The organism is Plantactinospora solaniradicis, assembly GCF_042658085.1.
Lineage (GTDB): Bacteria > Actinomycetota > Actinomycetes > Mycobacteriales > Micromonosporaceae > Plantactinospora > Plantactinospora solaniradicis.
This window is the reverse complement of record NZ_JBHSPR010000017.1, coordinates 131,660-147,893: the sequence shown is the minus strand read 5'-3', so window position 1 is coordinate 147,893 and position 16,234 is coordinate 131,660. Positions and strand designations below refer to the sequence as shown.

The 16,234-nt window shown below is 72.5% G+C and carries 16 protein-coding genes; 9 read left to right on the top strand and 7 right to left on the bottom strand.

All coding sequences use genetic code 11. The features are described 5' to 3' along the window. Positions 1-54: 54 nt before the first annotated feature. On the bottom strand, positions 55-2,517 hold the full coding sequence (locus ACFP2T_RS20355; RefSeq protein ID WP_377424163.1) for a helicase-associated domain-containing protein: 2,463 nt from the start codon (positions 2,515-2,517) through the stop codon (positions 55-57). 86 nt (positions 2,518-2,603) lie between these two features. Between ACFP2T_RS20355 and ACFP2T_RS20350 the strand changes: the two genes are divergently transcribed. Further along, positions 2,604-3,230, top strand: coding sequence for an HAD family hydrolase (locus ACFP2T_RS20350; RefSeq protein WP_377424161.1), 627 nt, complete (start codon positions 2,604-2,606; stop codon positions 3,228-3,230). 36 nt (positions 3,231-3,266) lie between these two features. Next, a complete protein-coding gene (locus ACFP2T_RS20345; protein ID WP_377424158.1) occupies positions 3,267-3,653 on the top strand; it encodes a cold-shock protein in 387 nt (128 codons plus the stop codon). Here ACFP2T_RS20345 and ACFP2T_RS20340 read toward each other — a convergent pair. The 4 genes from ACFP2T_RS20340 to ACFP2T_RS20325 form a co-directional block, all read right to left on the bottom strand. Beyond that, positions 3,614-4,453 carry a 1,4-dihydroxy-6-naphthoate synthase gene (locus ACFP2T_RS20340; protein ID WP_377424155.1) on the bottom strand — a complete coding sequence of 280 codons (840 nt, stop codon included), beginning with the start codon at positions 4,451-4,453 and terminating at the stop codon, positions 3,614-3,616. The genes ACFP2T_RS20345 and ACFP2T_RS20340 overlap by 40 nt on opposite strands. Positions 4,454-4,515: 62 nt before the next feature. After that, positions 4,516-5,370 (bottom strand): alpha/beta hydrolase, encoded by an 855-nt coding sequence (locus tag ACFP2T_RS20335; RefSeq protein WP_377424153.1) that lies wholly within the window; start codon positions 5,368-5,370, stop codon positions 4,516-4,518. A gap of 21 nt (positions 5,371-5,391) precedes the next feature. Next, positions 5,392-6,042: a futalosine hydrolase gene (locus ACFP2T_RS20330; protein WP_377424151.1), complete on the bottom strand. Its 651-nt coding sequence runs from the start codon at positions 6,040-6,042 to the stop codon at positions 5,392-5,394. Next, a complete protein-coding gene (locus ACFP2T_RS20325; protein ID WP_377424148.1) occupies positions 6,042-7,775 on the bottom strand; it encodes an MFS transporter in 1,734 nt (577 codons plus the stop codon). The genes ACFP2T_RS20330 and ACFP2T_RS20325 overlap by 1 nt, the downstream gene beginning before the upstream one ends. A gap of 99 nt (positions 7,776-7,874) precedes the next feature. Here ACFP2T_RS20325 and ACFP2T_RS20320 point away from each other — a divergent pair, with 99 nt between their 5' ends. Continuing rightward, positions 7,875-8,714 (top strand): DUF3027 domain-containing protein, encoded by an 840-nt coding sequence (locus ACFP2T_RS20320; RefSeq protein ID WP_377424507.1) that lies wholly within the window; start codon positions 7,875-7,877, stop codon positions 8,712-8,714. Between the two features lie 75 nt (positions 8,715-8,789). Here the strand turns inward: ACFP2T_RS20320 and ACFP2T_RS20315 are convergent, their stop codons facing one another. Then, positions 8,790-8,993, bottom strand: a complete 204-nt coding sequence (locus ACFP2T_RS20315) for a DUF2530 domain-containing protein (RefSeq protein WP_377424506.1) — start codon at positions 8,991-8,993, stop codon at positions 8,790-8,792. 152 nt (positions 8,994-9,145) lie between these two features. On the opposite strand from ACFP2T_RS20315, the gene ACFP2T_RS20310 reads away from it, so the two are divergent. From ACFP2T_RS20310 to ACFP2T_RS20285, 6 genes are all read left to right on the top strand, one after another. Further along, positions 9,146-10,624 carry an NCS2 family permease gene (locus tag ACFP2T_RS20310; RefSeq protein WP_377424145.1) on the top strand — a complete coding sequence of 493 codons (1,479 nt, stop codon included), beginning with the start codon at positions 9,146-9,148 and terminating at the stop codon, positions 10,622-10,624. Positions 10,625-10,706: 82 nt separating this feature from the next. Beyond that, positions 10,707-11,156, top strand: coding sequence for a MarR family winged helix-turn-helix transcriptional regulator (locus tag ACFP2T_RS20305; RefSeq protein WP_377424143.1), 450 nt, complete (start codon positions 10,707-10,709; stop codon positions 11,154-11,156). Between the two features lie 105 nt (positions 11,157-11,261). Then, entirely contained in the window at positions 11,262-12,548 is a 1,287-nt protein-coding gene (locus tag ACFP2T_RS20300; protein WP_377424140.1) for an MFS transporter, read from the top strand. A gap of 114 nt (positions 12,549-12,662) precedes the next feature. After that, positions 12,663-13,604 (top strand): maleylpyruvate isomerase N-terminal domain-containing protein, encoded by a 942-nt coding sequence (locus ACFP2T_RS20295; RefSeq protein ID WP_377424138.1) that lies wholly within the window; start codon positions 12,663-12,665, stop codon positions 13,602-13,604. Between the two features lie 65 nt (positions 13,605-13,669). Next, a complete protein-coding gene (locus tag ACFP2T_RS20290; RefSeq protein ID WP_377424136.1) occupies positions 13,670-14,179 on the top strand; it encodes a hypothetical protein in 510 nt (169 codons plus the stop codon). Positions 14,180-14,248: 69 nt separating this feature from the next. Further along, positions 14,249-14,932, top strand: coding sequence for a 2'-5' RNA ligase family protein (locus ACFP2T_RS20285; protein WP_377424134.1), 684 nt, complete (start codon positions 14,249-14,251; stop codon positions 14,930-14,932). A 137-nt stretch (positions 14,933-15,069) separates the two neighbouring features. On the opposite strand, the gene ACFP2T_RS20280 is transcribed toward ACFP2T_RS20285, so the two are convergent. Continuing rightward, the gene (locus ACFP2T_RS20280) at positions 15,070-16,056 is read right to left on the bottom strand and encodes an aldo/keto reductase (protein ID WP_377424131.1); all 987 of its coding nucleotides are present in this window, start codon (positions 16,054-16,056) and stop codon (positions 15,070-15,072) included. Positions 16,057-16,234 lie beyond the last annotated feature (178 nt).

Sequence of the window (16,234 nt, the reverse complement as noted above, 5' to 3'; positions counted from 1 at the left end):
AGGAAGGGCCCCTTCTTATCGTTTTCTGTAGAAGAAGGGCCCCTTCTTAACACCTCACTCGTCGAGCACCGCCGCGGTGATCCGGTGCAGGGCGAAGGTGTGCAGCATCTCGGTGCGCTCGTCCTCGGCCCGTAGATAGCCGGCGCCGATCGACACCGGGCGGACCAGCCGGGACGCGGTCGCGCCGTGCGCGTCGACGTACCCGACCCAGACCAGGGCCTTGTCCCGGACCGCCTGTTGGAGTACGGCCAGCGCCTGGGTGTGCGCGTGCCCCGCCGGCATCGCCGGACCGGCCACACCGGACCGGCCGCCGTCCCGGACCGTGCTCGGCGCCCGACGGGCGACCCGGGCCGCGGCGTCGCCCCGGCGGATCTGCTCCACGATGCCGAGCAGGCGGGGTGTGCTCAGCCTCGGCGTGGCGAGCGGGTCGGTCACCCGGTTGGCGACCGAGCCCCGGGCCGGTGCCCGCCGGACCTTGGGCCTGGCGAGCACGGTCGCTCCGGTGGCGTCCTCGGAGACCGGGGCGTACCCGGCGTCGCGCAGGGCGCCGAGCAGCCGCCCCGCCAGATGCGGGGTGGTCAGTACGGTCGGCGCCAGCCGGCGCAGCGACATCGGGGCGAGCCGGCGGTCGGCGAGCACCTCGGACAGGAGTGCCTCGTCGTCGCTGCGCAGGTACGCCCCGGCGGAACCGGCCCGGAGCCCGCCGTGTTTGCGGGCCACGTCGTCGACCAGGTAGGTCAACCCCTGGGGCACCGGCGTACGGGACCGGCGCTTGAAGAGCGTGTGCAGGTCCTCGGCGGCGTACCCGGCGTCCAGGGCCCGGCGCACGCTCGCCCCGGTGACCCGGTGCACGCTGGCCCCGCCGGCCGACTCGTGCTCGGCCACCACCGCCAGTTCGGCGGCCAGCGTCGGCTCGGGTGGCCCGGGTACCACCACGGTCAGGTCGGCCTGGAGCAGGAAGTGGTCGACCGGGGCCGGCAGCAGCGCGTCCAGCGCCCGGACCGCGGCGGTACCCCCGCCGGCCGCCCCGTCCGCGTCGGGCCGGACGCCGAGCGGATCGTCGCCGCTCTCGCCGAGCCGGGTGTCTCCGGCGGTCCACTGCGCCAGCAGCAGCCGGCCGTACGAGGTGAGCGCGCCGAGTCCGGTGACGCCGAGCAGCGCCGCCTCGGTCAGCACCTCGCGCTGGCCGTTCTCCCGGCCCAGGCTCCGCCGGGGTGCCCGCCAGCCGAGCAGTTCCGTCACCTCGTCCGGGGTCGGCGCGGCGCCGGGATCGAGGCCGTCGAGCACGTCGAGCACCGCCCGTCGGATGGCCGGTACCCCGGCGCGCTCCGCCTCGGGGGAGAGCGGTGCGATCGGGCGGTCCCGGTCGTCGCGCTGGCCGACCAGCCCGACCTGCCGGGGCATCGTCAGCCAGGCCCGGGCCAGGTGTTCCCATCGATGGGCCAACGAACCGTTCCGCCAGCCCTCGTAGCCGGCCGCCGGCAGGATCTGCTGGTCCGCCCCGTTCCGGGTGGTGGCCGCGCCGGGCAGGTCGACCTCGCCGGTCAGCCCGGCGGCGTACGCCACCTCCAGCAGTAGCGCCGTGGTCGGCTCGTCGAGACCGGTGGCGCGGGCGAGCCGGCGCAGGTCGCGGACGCCCAGCCCGCCGGAGCGCAGCACCGGGGCGGGCTCGGCGGCGAGCTGTTCGAGCAGCGCCTCGGTGTGTCGTACCGCCTCCATGGCCTGGCCGGCTCCGGCGGAGTCGGCGGCCTTCGGCTCCCGGGCCGTGCCGGTGACCGCCGGCGGTCGGGGGCGCAGCGGGCCCAGCGGCCCCGATTCGCGGCGCAGCAGCAGCCCGATCTCCCGGGGCAGTTCCACGGCGGTCGGCGTGCCGGGCCCGCCGGAGGCCTCGGAGATCGGCACCAGCAGGCCGTTGTCGACCAGCCAGGAGACCGGCGCGGCGGCGCCTTCGCCGGGTGGCGCGGCGGCCGGCAGCGTACCCACCGGAGGGCCGGCGGCGAGCCGGTCCAGGATCGCCCGGGCCGGGGGCGGCGCGGCCAGCAGCGTCCGACGCAGCCGGGCCGGGTCGGCGACCAGCACGGCGGTCTCCGCGTCGAGTTCCGCCGCCGGTCGGCCCAACCCCGCCGGGTACGGCGAACAGACCTCGTCCACCCCCGCCACGACCCGCAGGGCGCTCTCCGGCCCGTACAACAGGAAGAGGGCCCGGAGCCGGTCGACCGCGGTACGCACCCCGGCCCGGTCCGCGTTCCTGGCCGTGCCGACGGCGAGGGTGATGATCGTCTCGGTGGACGTCTCTCCGTGATCCGGATCACGGCTCAGTCGGGCCGCGTCCAGGATCCGCAGGGTGAACTCGTCGAGTCCGTCGAGGGCACGGGCCACCGACACCCGGGACTGTGCGCGGACCGCCAGGGCGGACAGATCGGTCGGTACCGGCACGACGAGGTCGGGACGCAGCCGGAACAGTGCGGCCAGCGCCTCGTCGGGCAGGGCCCGCAGATGGTCGGCGAGTGTGGTCATCGTCTTTCCACGCTATCCGGCCGGGCGCCGATCGTGCGCCTCGGTCGTCCGGCTCGACTCCGTTGGGCCGTTAAGTCCGTGCGACGATGGCCGGCGTGACTGCCGCTGCGGTCGGGTTCGACCTCGACATGACCCTGATCGACTCCCGGCCCGGAATCGCCGCCGCGATGCGGGCGCTGACGGAGAAAACCGGCGTGTACGTGGACGCGGACGCCGTGGTCAGCCGGCTCGGCCCGCCGCTGCGGACCGAGATCCGCCGCTGGTTCCCGGAGGACCGGGTCGAGGAGGCCGTCCGGACGTACCGCGCGCTCTATCCCGAGTACGCGATCACCACGTCCCTGCCGCTGCCCGGCGCGATGGAGGCGGTGGCGGCGGTCCGGGCCCGGGGGCTGCGGGTCATGGTGGTCACCTCCAAGCACGGCCGGCTGGCCCGGCTGCACCTGGAGCATGTCGGGCTGAAGGTCGACGAGCTGGCCGGCGACCTGTTCGCGGCGGAGAAGGCGACCGCGTTGACCGCGCACGGCGCCGGGCTGTACGTGGGTGACCACGTCGCCGACATGGTGGCCGCGCGGACCGCCGGAGTGCCCGGACTCGGCGTCACCACCGGGCCCTGCGACGCCGATGAGCTGCGATCGGCCGGTGCCGACCTGGTGCTGGCGGACCTTACCGGATTCCCGGAGGCGCTCGGGCGGCTGATGCCGCTAGCCTTGTGAGGACAGCAATCTCATCAGGGGAGTCGAGGTCTTCAGGTGCCGACGGGTCGAGTGAAGTGGTATGACGCGGCCAAGGGATACGGGTTCGTCACCAGTGACGAGGGTGGCGACGTGTTCCTGCCGAAGGGCGCGCTGCCGACTGGTGTCACCGACCTGAAGGGCGGCCAGCGGGTCGAGTTCGGCGTCGTGGACAGCCGCCGGGGCGCGCAGGCGCTCGGGGTCAAGCTCCTGGACGCCCCACCGTCCATGGCGGAGCTTCGCCGCCGACCGGCCGAGGAACTGCACGGCCTGGTCGAGGACATGATCAAGGTGCTCGAGGCCAAGATCCAGCCGGACCTGCGCCGGGGACGTTTCCCGGACCGGAAGACCGCTCAGACCGTCGCTCAGTTGGTCCACGCGGTCGCTCGCGAACTGGAGATCTGAGGGGTCAGCCCGGCTGCCGCGGCCCGGCCGAGCAGCGCGTCGACCGCCGCCTGGCCGTCGGCGCCCAACTCGGCAGTGAACTCGTTGACGTAGAGCGCGATGTGCTGGTCAACCACGTCGCGCTCCATCTCCTGCGCGTGCCGGAGCACGTACTCCCGGCTGGCGGCCGGGTCGGCCCAGGCCCGGCGTACCGAGTCGCGGATCCAGCCGGTCGCCGCCACCGGATCCACCGCGTCCCGCCGGGCCAGGATGGCGCCCAGCGGGATCGGTAGCCCGGTGTCCGCCTCCCACCACTGCCCGAGGTCGACCAGGGCGGTCAGGCCGTGCCGGGGATAGGTGAACCGGGCCTCGTGGATGACGAGGCCGGCGTCGTACCGGCCGGCGGCCACGCCCGGCATGATCTCGTGGAACGGCACCACCTCGATCCGCGCCGGGGGCCGGTCCGCGGACCAGAGCCGGAACAGCAGGTACGCCGTGGTCCGGTCACCGGGCACCGCCACGGTCGCCCCGGTCAGATCGGTGTTGCCGGCCCGGTCCGGCCGGGTCAGCACCAGCGGACCGCAGCCGCGTCCCAGCGCGCCGCCGCAGGGCAGCAGGTGGTAGTCGTCGAGCAGCCAGGGCAGCGCCGCGTAACTCACCTTCACCAGGTCGTACGCCCCGCGCTCGGCAGCGGTGTTGGTGACGTCCACGTCGGCGTAGGTCACGTCCATCGCCGGTGCGCCCGGCACCAGGCCGTGCACCAGGGCGTGGAAGACGAAGGTGTCGTTGGGGCAGGGCGAGATCGCCAGGGAGAGCGCCACGCCCCCACCGTAACCACGCGGCCCGGCCAGGGGTGGCCGTGGCCCCGGCCGGGCCGGATACGTCACAGTGCTCCGGCCGGCGATCCGTCCGGGGTACCGGGCGGGATCAGTCGTCGGATGTCGGCGAAGATCCGCTGCTGTGCCGCCGCCGCGTCCGAACTCGTCAGGTCCATGCCCTGGATGAATCCGTGCGGGAGACCGGGTTCGCGGCGATGGGTGACGAGGACTCCGGACTCCGCCAGGCGGCGGGCGTAGGCGTCGCCCTCGTCACGGAGCGCGTCGTGTTCGGCCGTGACCACCAGCGCGGTCGGCAGGCCGGACAGGTCGGGGTGGTGCAGCGGACTCGCCGCGCCACGCGACGCGGGATCGGGCGTCCACAGGGCGACGAACCAGGCCAGCGTGCTGGCGTCGAGCCCGTGGCCCGTGCCCTTCTCGGCGATGCTGGGTTGGGAGAGCGTCAGGTCGGTATTCGGGCAGATCAGGATCTGTACGGCGGGCAGCGCCCCGCCCTCGTCCCGCAGTCGCAGGCAGGCCATGGTGGCGAGGTACCCGCCCGCGCTGTCTCCCGCGACGGCGACCGGCCCGGACCAGCGGAGCACCTCGACGGCGTCGTCGATCGCGGCCGGGTACGGATGCTCCGGCGCCAGCCGGTAGTCCACGGCGAGCACGTCGACGTCGCACTCGTGGGCGAGACGGCGGCAGGTCCTGTCGTGGGTCTCCAGGTCGCCGATCACCCATCCACCACCGTGCAGGAAGACCATCAGCGGGCGCGGCCCGGTGGCGGCCCGGTAACGGCGCAGCGGCAGCCCCGAGGGACCGGTCAGGTCCTCGACGTACGGCAGATCCGGGCCCTTCGGTCGGCTGCCGTTCCGCTCCCGCGCACGAGCGCGCAGCTCACCGACGAGATCTTGCGACATGTAACGGATGGTAGTCGGCGGCTAGTCGGCGAGTTCCTTGCCGAGCACGGTCGCGGCGGCGGTCAGGGCGGCGAAGGCGTCGCCGATCCGCCACGCCGACCGGTCGCGCGGTCCGATCGGGTTGGAGACGGTCCGCAGTTCGGCGAAGGGCAGCCCGGCGCCGGCGGCGGCGACCGCCACGCCGTACCCCTCCATGGCCTCGGCCACCGCGTCCGGGTGCCGGGCGAGCAGGGCCAGGGTGGTCGCCGCGGTTCCGGTCACGGTGCCGAGGGTGAGGACCGCGCCGGTGACCGCGTGCGGCAGGCCGGCGCGCAGGACCTCCAGCAGGGCGGGATCGGCCGGGGCGGAGGTGGCGCCGAAGCCCAGCTCGTCCAGGGTCAGGAAGCCGTCCGGCGACTCGGCACCGAGGTCCGCGGCGACGCTGCGGGTCGCTACGACGATCGACCCGACCGGCGCGCGGCCGGGGAATCCACCACCGATCCCGGCGCTGAGCACCGCCCGGTACGGCTGTCCGGCCGCCTCGGCCAGCGCGATCAGCCGGGCCGTGCCGGCGGCGGCCGCCGCCGGACCCACCCCGACCGGCTCCACGGTCACCGCGTCGCCGACCAGGCCGGCCCGGACCGCATCGGCCTCGGCGGTGACGGCGGTGACGAGAAGTACTCCGCCGCCCACTACTGGCCCCGGGATTCCCGGCGGGAGCCCTCGTCGCCCGGCCCCGGGCCGGGGACCGCCGAGGACGGCCGGTAGATGTGGTAGCCGGGTGGCGCGAGTTCCGGATCGTCGTCGCCGTCGTCCGGTCCACCGGTCGAATGGCCGGCGGTCGGCGGGTTGATCGGGGGAGCCGGTGAGACCGGGGCGGGGTCGCCGTCGACGGGCCGCCGCGCGCCGGGTTGCTCGGCTCCGGCCCGGTCCGGGGCCGGCCGCCGCTCCCGGGCGGGTCGGTCCGGGTCGGGGTGTCCGGTGTCGGGTTCGCCGCTGTCGGGGCCCGCGTCGTCCGGCTGGTCGGTGTCGGCCATCGCCCGGCCGGACAGCCGCTCGCTCCGGAGCCGCCCGGCGACGATCACGGCCCGGACCGTGGCCAGCGCGGCGATCCCGGTCAGTACGCCGATCCCGATCCGGCCGTCGACCGGGATCAGGCCCAGGGCCCCACCCGCCACGAAGGCGAGCATCAGCACCGTCTCGGAGTGCGCGAACGCGGTCGCCCGGAGCCGTTCCCGGACCCGTTCCTGGATGGAGGCGTCGACGGCCAGTTTGGCGATGCCGCTGATCACGGCGGTGACCAGGCAGAGCAGCGCGACCAGCAGCAGGGAGAACCGGAGCGTGGCCAGTACTCCGACGGCGGTGACCACGATCAGACCGCCGGCCTGCAACGCCACGGGCCGGTGGATGCGCAGCCTGGTGCCGAGCGCGGTGGCCAGGAACGTGCCGACCGCGAGCCCGCCGCCGACCACGCCGAGCGCCGCCTCGTCGCCGAGCCGTCGGCCGAACAGTTCGGTGTCCACGTCGCCGGCCTTGATGGCGAAGGCCAGGAAGAGCAGCAGGAAGCCGTAGAGACCGCGCAGGGTGGCGCTGCCGACCAGGGCGGCGATCACCAGCCGCCCGGCCGGGCCGCCCCGGCCGAGCGCCCGTTCACGTCCGTTCCGCCCCTTCCGGAACGCCTGGAACGCCCGGGGCACGGCCTCCGGCGGGTCGGAGTCGGCCCGGGGTGGCAGGCGTAGCGCGATCACCATGCCGACCAGGAAGATCACCGAGGCGACCCGTAGCGGCCACTGTGGACCGAACCAGAAGGCGGCCAGCCCGATCGGGGCGACCACGCCACCGGCGATCGAGCCGTACACGCTGGCCCGTGCGCCGGCCTGGGACAGGCCCATTCGCTCCGGCAGCAGTCGGGGTACGGCCGCCGAGCGGGCCACGCCGTACGCCCGGGACAGCGCCAGTACGCCGAACGCGGCCGGGTAGAGCCCGAAGCCGTGGATGTAGTCCGAGATCAGCCAGGCGAGGAAGGCCCGCCCGAGCATGGTGGCGGCCAGCGCGTACCGGCGCCCGTGCCGGAAATGGTCGAGCAGCGGCCCCACCACCGGGGCGAGGAGCGCGAACGGGATCATGGTGATCAACAGGTAGAGCGCGACCTTGCTGCGTGCCTCGCCCAGCGGGGCGTTGAAGAAGATCGTTCCGGCCAGGCCGATCGTGATCAACGTGTCGCCGGCACAGGAGGCGGCGTGCAGATCGAACAGCCGGACCATCCCCGCCTCGCCGCCGGCACCCTTCTCGCGTACCCGGGCGACCCGGCGGGTCGTCCAGCGCGCGCTGCCGAGCGTGCCCCGGAACAGCAGCCCGACGGCCCGGATCACCGTGCCGACGAGGCGCCCGAGGAGCGACCGCCCAGAGCGGGTGAACAGCGGCATGAGCACCATCCTCGCCCATCCGGTCGACGACCGTCGGATCTGTGCCGAGATATCTCTGGCTGATCGGTGCCGGGGAGTGCCGCCGACCCGTCCTCAAGGATAGGCAACAATGGGTGGGTGACCAGGAGCACCGCCGCTCGCGCGGCCCGCCTCGACCAGGTCTGCGCCAGCGCCGTTGACGTGGCGCGGGATGGCATCACCGAGGTCGAGCCGACGGACATCGGCGATCATCTGGGTGCGATCGCCGAAGGCGACCGCCTGGTGACGCATCTCTTCGAGTGCCGGCTGGCCGGCTACGGGGGCTGGCGTTGGGCGGTGACGGTCACCCGGGTGCCGCGCAGCCGGCACGTCACGGTCTGCGAGACCTTCCTGCTACCCGGCCCGGACGCGTTGCTGGCGCCGAGCTGGCTGCCCTGGCAGGAGCGGCTCCAGCCGGGTGATCTCGGCGTCGGCGATCTGCTGCCCACCCAGCCCGACGACGATCGGCTCGTCCCCGGTTACCTGCTCTCCGACGACCCCGCCGTCGAGGAGACCGCCTGGGAACTCGGTCTCGGCCGTCCCCGGGTGATGTCCCGGGAGGGGCGGATGGAGACCGCCCAGCGGTGGTACGACGGCGATCACGGCCCGACGGCACCGATCGCGGTCGCCGCGCCCCGGACCGCGCGGTGTGGGACGTGCGGTTTCTACCTGCCGCTGGCCGGCGCCATGCGGCAGGCGTTCGGGGTCTGCGGAAACTTCTTCGCCCCGGACGACGGCCGGGCGGTCAGCGCCGACCACGGTTGCGGGGCGCACTCCGAGACGATGCTGGAGTCCACCGAGACGCCGGTCGACGAGCTGCCGACGATCTACGACGACAGCGAGGTGGAGGCGATCGCGGTCAGCCGGGCGCCCGGCTCGGTCGACGCCGCCGAGCCGGCGGAGCCGTACGGGCACGGCTGACCGGTAGGGGCGGGTCCGGGTTCGGGCCTCGCTCCGTCGGCGTCGGGTTCAGGCCTCGCCGGGCCGGCGTCGGGCTCAGGCCTCGCCGCGTCGGCGTCGGCGGTTGGCGTCGTGCCGGAGCATCACGGCCAGCCCGGGGAAGCCGACCAGGAAGCCGGCGAGGCACGTCCAGAGCCAGTTCTCGTGGCCCCGGTCGGTCAGCCAGTCCCGGAAGAAGAGCAGGAGGACCAGTCCGGCCACCGCCCAGACCACGATCCCGGCGACGGCGAACGGCACCATCGGTGGGTCGAGCGGCTCGATCTGCGGCTCCTCGGGCACCGCTCCAGGGTACGGCGCACGGATCGTGGTTGGTAACCGGGCAGGTCTTGGTTGGTAACCGGTGATCTGGGACGATGCGCGGATCAACTCGTTCCGCCCCCAGCGAGGACCCGATGAAAAAAGCCCCGGCCGAGCCCGCCGCCCAGGCCGACAGGCCCCACGCCCGTAACGCCTTCGACCGGTACTTCGCGATCACGGCACGCGGCTCGACGCTGAGCCGGGAGGTGCGGGGCGGCCTGGCCACCTTCTTCACGATGGCCTACATCGTGGTGCTCAACCCGCTGATCCTGGGCAACGCGGTCGACGGCGACGGTGCGCGGCTGGCCATTCCCGCGCTGGCCGCCGGGACCGCCCTGGTCGCCGGGATCATGACGATCCTGATGGGTGTGGTCGGCCGGTTCCCGTTGGCGCTGGCCGCCGGACTCGGGGTGAACGCGCTGGTGGCGTACGAGATCGCGCCGCAGATGACCTGGGCCGACGCGATGGGCCTGGTGGTGATCGAGGGTGTGATCATCGCCATCCTGGTGCTGACCGGGCTGCGTACCGCCGTGTTCCGGGCGGTCCCCACGCAGCTCAAGACCGCGATCGGGGTGGGCATCGGGCTCTTCCTGACCATCATCGGGCTGGTGGACGCCGGGTTCGTCCGGCGGCTGCCCGACGCCGCCAACACCACCGTGCCGGTCGGGTTGGGCATCGGCGGCAAGTTGGTGACCTGGCCCGCCCTGGTCTTCGTACTCGGCCTGCTGGTGACCCTGGTGCTGGTGGTACGCCGGGTCAGGGGCGCGATCCTGATCGGCATCCTCGCCTCGACGGTGCTGGCGATCGTGGTCGAGGCGATCGCCAAGGTCGGCCCGTCGGTGGTGGACGGAAAGCCCAACCCCGCCGGCTGGTCGCTGAACGTGCCGGCGCTGCCGGAGACGGTGGTGGACACCCCGGACCTGTCCCTGTTGGGCCAGTTCGACCTGCTCGGCTCCTGGCAGCGGGCCGGTGCGCTGGTCGCGATCATGTTCGTCTTCACCCTGTTGATCACCGACTTCTTCGACACGATGGGCACGATGGTGGCCGTCGGCCAGGAGGCCGAGCTGCTCGACGAGCGGAAGATGCCGCCGCGTACCCGGGAGATCCTGTTGGTGGACTCGATCGCGGCGGCGGCCGGCGGTGCGGCGAGCACGTCGAGCAACACGTCGTACATCGAGAGTGCGGCCGGGGTCGCCGAGGGTGCCCGGACCGGCGTGGCCAACCTGGTCACCGGCGGGCTCTTCCTCCTGGCGATGTTCCTGGCGCCGTTGGCCCTCGTGGTGCCGTTCGAGGCGGCGTCGGTGGCGCTGGTGATCGTCGGCTTCCTGATGATGACCGCGGTGAAGACCATCGACTGGAACGACTACGAGATCGCGATCCCGGCGTTCCTCACCATCGTGCTGATGCCCTTCACCTACTCCATCTCCAACGGCATCGGGGCCGGCGTGATCAGCTACGTCGTGGTCAAGGTCGCCCGGGGCAAGGCACGCGAGGTGCATCCCCTGCTGTACGGGGTGGCGGCGCTTTTCGTGCTGTACTTCCTGCGCGGCCCGATCGAGACCGTGCTGTTCTAGCCTGCGAAATGCCGCCTCGGGTGCGGTGACGATGGTCATAACGAGTGGTCGTTAGCCTAGCTTATTAGTTAGGCTAACGATCGTGACGGAGTGGACGGTGATGGCGAAGCGCATGCCACCGGCGCAGCTTGCGACGTTGCTGCGCGACGCGATCACCCGACTGAACCGACGGGTACGGCAGACCCGGCCGGTGGGCGACCTCACGGCGACCCAACTCTCCGCGCTGACCAGCCTCGAGCTGGCCGGCGCGTTGACGCCGCGTGAGCTGGCCGACACCGAACGGGTCCAGCCGCCGACGATGACCAAGATCGTCGCGAAGTTGGAGGAGCGCGGTCTCGTACAGCGCACCCCCCATCCGACCGACGGCCGCCAGGTCATCCTCGCGGCGACCGACTCCGGCCGCACCGTGCTGGCCCAGTTCGACCGGGCCCGCAACGAGTGGCTGGCCGGTCGGCTCGCCGAGCTGACCCTGGAGGAACGCGACGCGCTCCAGCGCGCCGCGGAGATCCTGCAGAAGGTGGCGCGCGACTGACCGGCGCACAGCTTCGGGTCCGCTTCGTCCGCTAGGACTCCCGGCCGCAACGCGGAGGCCGGGGAACGACGGATGACGCGTACGACCCGAGGAGGCGCACCCCGAGTGCGGGCAAAGCTGAGCACCACCTTCCAGTCCCTGACGGTTCGCAACTACCGGCTCTTCGCCACCGGCCAGCTGATCAAGCTGATCGGCGTGTGGATGATGTTCGTGGCCCAGGACTGGCTTGTCCTCGACCTGTCGGACGACTCGGCGAGCGCGTTGGGTGTGGTCGTCGCGTTGCAGTTCACCCCGGTGCTCCTGCTCACCCTGCTCTCCGGCCGGCTGGCCGACCGGTACGACAAACGCGTGCTGCTCTTCGTCGCGAATGCCACCTGGACCGTCCTGGCGCTGGCGATGAGCATCCTGGTGATCACCGGCGTGGTGCAGCTGTGGCACGTCTTCGTCTTCGCCGCCCTGCTCGGCACGGCGAACGCGGTCGAGACCCCGGTACGGCAGTCCTTCGTCTCCGAACTTGTCGGCACGCCACTGCTGCCGAACGCGCTGGCGCTCTCCGCCGCGACGTTCAACTCCGCCCGGATCATCGGCCCTGCGGTGGCCGGGGTGGCGATCGCCCTCCTCGACGTCGGACCGGTCTTCCTGATCGCCGCGCTCGGTTCGATCGCCCCACTCGTCTGCATGATCCGGATCCGACCCGCCGAACTGCACCGCGAGGACCTGCCGCCGGTCAAGGACCGCGATTCGGCGCGGGTGATCGACGGCCTGCGGTACGTCGCCCGCCGCTCCGACCTGGTGCTGCCGATGGCACTGATGTCGGTGATGGGGATGACCCTGTTCAACTTCCAGCTCACCCTGGCCGCGCTGGCCAAGACCGTGTTCAACACCGGCGCCGCCTCGTTCGGCCTGTTCAGCACCGCGCTGGCGGTGGGCGCGCTGGCCGGGGCGCTGGCCGGCAGCGGGCGGCGCAGCCGACCGTCGGTGTGGACGGTGCTGGGTGCCGCCGTGGCGACCGGCGTGTTCGGCACCCTGGTCGGGCTCGCCCCGACGTACTGGCTGGTCCTGACGCTGTTGCCGTTCACCGGCTTCTTCATGGTCTTCTTCGCCCAGGCCTCGAACCAGCGGGTCCAACTCGGCGTCGACGCGGCGTTCCGGGGGCGGGTCATGTCGCTGTGGGTGCTGGTCTTCCTCGGCACCAACCCGGTGGGCGCGCCGATCATCGGCTGGGTCGCCGAGCGGTTCGGTGCCGGGGCGAGCATCTGGACCGGTGGTCTGATCTCACTCACCACCGCCGTGGCGGCGCTGGTCTGGCAACTGCACCGCACCGGCACCCGCCTCCGCCTACGCATCCTCCCGCTACCCCGCTTCTACGTGGTGCCCCCCGCCGAGGTGTAAGGAAGGGCCCCTTCTTATCGCTTTCTGTATAGGAAGGGCCCCTTCTTAACCGGGTCTGGCTTGGCAACGGGCTGGCGGCCGGTGGAAGTCGTACCTGTCTGGTTAGGTGGTGGAATGCTGCGAGTCCGACTACTGGAGTGCCTGGCAGCCGACCAGGCCCGGCTACGACAGGTCGCGTCGACAGACCTGACCGCCGCCGTGCCGAGCTGTCCGGACTGGAACGTCGAAGACCTGGTCCGCCACGTTGCCGTCGTCTATCTGCACAAGGTGGAGTGCATGCGGTCCGGGCGTGCACCGGAGGACTGGCCACCGGACCTCTCCGGCGAGGATCCGGTGGTGCTGCTCGACCGCGCCTACCGTGCGTTGCGGGGCGAGTTCGACAGCCGGGACGCGGCTGCGGCGGCGCCCACCTGGCACGACCCGAACCAGACCGTCGGCTTCTGGATCCGCCGGATGGCGCAGGAGACGGTCATCCACCGGCTGGACGCGGAGTTGGCGACGAGCCAGCCGGTCGCCGACATTCCCGAGGACCTCGCCATCGACGGCATCGACGAGGTGCTCCGGCTCTTCCTGGCCTACGGGACCCGCCGCTGGCCGGAGGACTTTTCCGAGGTCCTGCCCGGGTCCGCCATAGTGGTCCGGGCGACAGCCGGGCCGGCGACCTGGCTGATCCGACTCGGGCCGGACGGTGTCGAGGTCGAGTCCGCTCCCGCCGAAGCCGCGCCGGCCGGTCCCGGGTCGCGGGTCGCTTCTGGGCAGCGCGCCGCGCCGGCCGGTCCCGGATCCCGGGTCGCTTCTGGGCAGCGCGCCGCGCCGGTCGATCCCGAGTCGCGGGTCGCGCCCGGGCAGCGAGCCGCGCCAGGTGTGGAGTCGACCGGTGTCGGGTCGTTCGGCGTGGAGTCTGACGATGCCGGGCCGACAGCGTCGATCAGTGCCGCCCCGGACCAGCTGCTGCGCTGGCTCTGGCGGCGCTCGGCCGATGACGCGGTCAGCTGGACCGGCGACCGGGCAGCCGTGGACCGGCTCCGCCTGGCGCTCGGTCCGGCGACTCAGTGAGATGAATATTCGTTGATTGCAAAACGGGTGGCGAGGCGGGTTATCGCCGTTTAGCGTCGGAGGATGTGGCCATCGTGCATGCTTTCGCGCTGCCGCTGGCAATTCTCGCCGTGGTTTGTCTGCCGGCGGTCGTTGCGGCACTGATCTGCGCGGACGAGCTAATCGACCGTTTCGTCTGCTGGATTGGCCAACGGCGGGAAACCGGTCGGCTGCGTCGAGCGATCAACCGCCTGGACCGGACGTTCGAAGTGGATTCGCTGAATCGAGAGATCGACCTCGCCGAATTCGACCGAGTGGATCATCCCTCGTTCGAACGGATCGCCGCGGACCTGCGCCGGCTGGGCGGCCAGCGCCTCGGCATCGCGGGCCGGTCACGGCTCTGGCAGAACGCGGTCCTGGAGGCGTACGACGACCGCTTGCGGCTGGCGAGTCGGTGTCTGGGCGTGGCGGAGCACCTGGGCGACCTCGACGGAGTCGACCTGGAGATCGAACGCGTCCGGGTCGAGGGGGAGTTGCAGGCCGCCGGCCTGATCCTGCCGGCCCCGCACGCCGGCCCCCGCCAGGGCAGTGCGTGAGCGGTCGCCGGCCGACGCGAGCGCCGGTCCCGCCGTACGGCTCGGGATAGCCATGGACGGAGTACCGCCATGCGGCTGTACGTAGCCATCTATCCGCCGCCGGAGGCGTTGGACGACATCGCCGACCAGACGAACAGGCTTCGCATCGGGGCGGCGTCCGATGCCGGGATCAACGTCCGGCTGGCGCCCAGGTCGAACCTGCACGTGACCGTCACGTTCCTCGGCGAGGTCGCCGACGATCGTCTGGACAGAGTGGAGGACGCTCTCACCCGTGCCGTGCAGGACTGGCGCCACCCGCCCGCCGCACCCCGAGGCGGGACCGCGGCTGGACGTCAACGGAGGACCGCCGTTCCCGGCGCTCCGGCGGTCCCCGTCGGAAACGAGGTGCCGGAGCCCGGACCGGCCGCGCCCCGGCTGCGACTCGGCGGAGGCGGACGGTTCGGCCGGGGCCGGTTCACGGTGCTCTGGGTGGGGTTGCTCGGCGAGGTCGAGGCCGTACACCGACTGGCGAGGTCGATCCGACGGGAACTGCGTCGGGCCCGGGTGCCACACGACTCCCGGCCGCTGCGGCCACACCTCACTCTTGCCCGGCCCGGCGAGCGGCTGGACCGGGCAAGCCTCGACGAGGACCTGCGTACCCTCGACGGCTACCTCGGCCCGTCGTGGCCGGCGACCGAGTTGGTGCTGGTCCGCAGCCACCTCGGCCCCCGGCCGACGTACGACCGGCTGGCGACCTGGGCGCTGTGGGGCTGACGCCGACCCCGCCGGCGCCCGAACCGACGGACGGCGGGTCGGCGATTCACCTATCCGTGTCCAGGTCTCCGGCCGGCGATGGACCTACCCGTGCATGGACCTACCCGTGTCCAGCCCTCCGGTCGGCGATGGACGACCTACCAGGCCCAGGCCTCCGGGCCCGGGCCGCCCTTGCCGATCGGCGGGAAGAGCTCGTCCAGCCGGGCCAGGGTGTCGTCGTCGAGCTTGACCGTGAGCGCGCCGAGCGCGGCGTCGAGCTGCTGCACCGTCCGGGGGCCGATGATCGGTGCGGTCACCGCGGGCCGGGTCAGCAGCCAACCGAGCGCGACGTCCGCCGGATCGTGGCCGAGATCGGCGCAGAGCTTCTCGTACCCCTCGATCGCGGGACGGCGTTCCGCCAGCAGCTTGGTGGCGTGCTCACTGCGGGTCCGTGCCGCGCCGCCCTCGGCGAGCTTGCGGATGGCGCCGCCGAGCAGTCCGCCCTGCAGCGGCGACCACGGGATGATGCCCAGGCCGTACTGCTCGGCCGCGGGTAGCACCTCCAACTCGACGTGCCGGGTCATCAGGTTGTAGATGCACTGCTCGGAGACGAGTCCGAGGAAGTTGCGCCGGGTCGCGGACTCCTGTGCCCGGGCCAGGTGCCAACCGGCGAAGTTGGACGAACCGACGTAGAGGACCTTGCCCTGGGCGACCAGGGTCTCCATCGCCTGCCAGATCTCCTCCCACGGCGTGGTCCGGGAGATGTGGTGCATCTGGTAGAGGTCGATCCAGTCGGTCTGCAGCCGGCGTAGCGACTCGTCGCAGGCCCGGACGATGTGCCGGGCGGAGAGCCCCTGCTCGTTCGGCCAGTCACCCATCCGGCCGTACACCTTGGTGGCCAGGACCACCCGCTCGCGCCGGTCGTTTCCCTGGGCGAACCAGCGACCGATGATGTTCTCGGTAATGCCTTCGCCGGTCTTCCGCCCGTAGACGTTCGCGGTGTCGAAGAAGTTGATGCCGTGTTCCAGTGCCCGGTCCATGATGGCGAAGCTGTCCGGCTCGCTGGTCTCTGGCCCGAAGTTCATCGTGCCCAGGCAGAGCCTGCTCACCGACAGGCCGGTCCGACCCAGATTCGTATATTCCATCCCTCCACCCTGCCACGCGGATCCGCCGGATGTCGATCAAGGAGAGGGCCGTGCGGACGGCCCGCCGAGCCTGGCGGTGGTCCGCCGGACCCGTCCGGCCATCGACCGGACGAGGCCGGCCGATGACGCGGACGAGGCCGGCCGATGACGCGGACGAGGCCGGCCGATGACGCGGACG

What these genes read in the sequence shown, in the direction of transcription:
- ACFP2T_RS20350 (WP_377424161.1), top strand. Translation starts at nt 2,604, where the DNA reads ATGGCCGGCGTGACTGCCGCTGCGGTCGGGTTCGACCTCGACATGACC.
- ACFP2T_RS20295 (WP_377424138.1), top strand. Translation starts at nt 12,663, where the DNA reads ATGCTGCGAGTCCGACTACTGGAGTGCCTGGCAGCCGACCAGGCCCGG.
- ACFP2T_RS20285 (WP_377424134.1), top strand. Translation starts at nt 14,249, where the DNA reads ATGCGGCTGTACGTAGCCATCTATCCGCCGCCGGAGGCGTTGGACGAC.
- ACFP2T_RS20280 (WP_377424131.1), bottom strand. Translation starts at nt 16,056, where the DNA reads ATGGAATATACGAATCTGGGTCGGACCGGCCTGTCGGTGAGCAGGCTC.
- ACFP2T_RS20335 (WP_377424153.1), bottom strand. Translation starts at nt 5,370, where the DNA reads ATGTCGCAAGATCTCGTCGGTGAGCTGCGCGCTCGTGCGCGGGAGCGG.
- ACFP2T_RS20355 (WP_377424163.1), bottom strand. Translation starts at nt 2,517, where the DNA reads ATGACCACACTCGCCGACCATCTGCGGGCCCTGCCCGACGAGGCGCTG.
- ACFP2T_RS20310 (WP_377424145.1), top strand. Translation starts at nt 9,146, where the DNA reads ATGAAAAAAGCCCCGGCCGAGCCCGCCGCCCAGGCCGACAGGCCCCAC.
- ACFP2T_RS20315 (WP_377424506.1), bottom strand. Translation starts at nt 8,993, where the DNA reads ATGGTGCCGTTCGCCGTCGCCGGGATCGTGGTCTGGGCGGTGGCCGGA.
- ACFP2T_RS20325 (WP_377424148.1), bottom strand. Translation starts at nt 7,775, where the DNA reads ATGCCGCTGTTCACCCGCTCTGGGCGGTCGCTCCTCGGGCGCCTCGTC.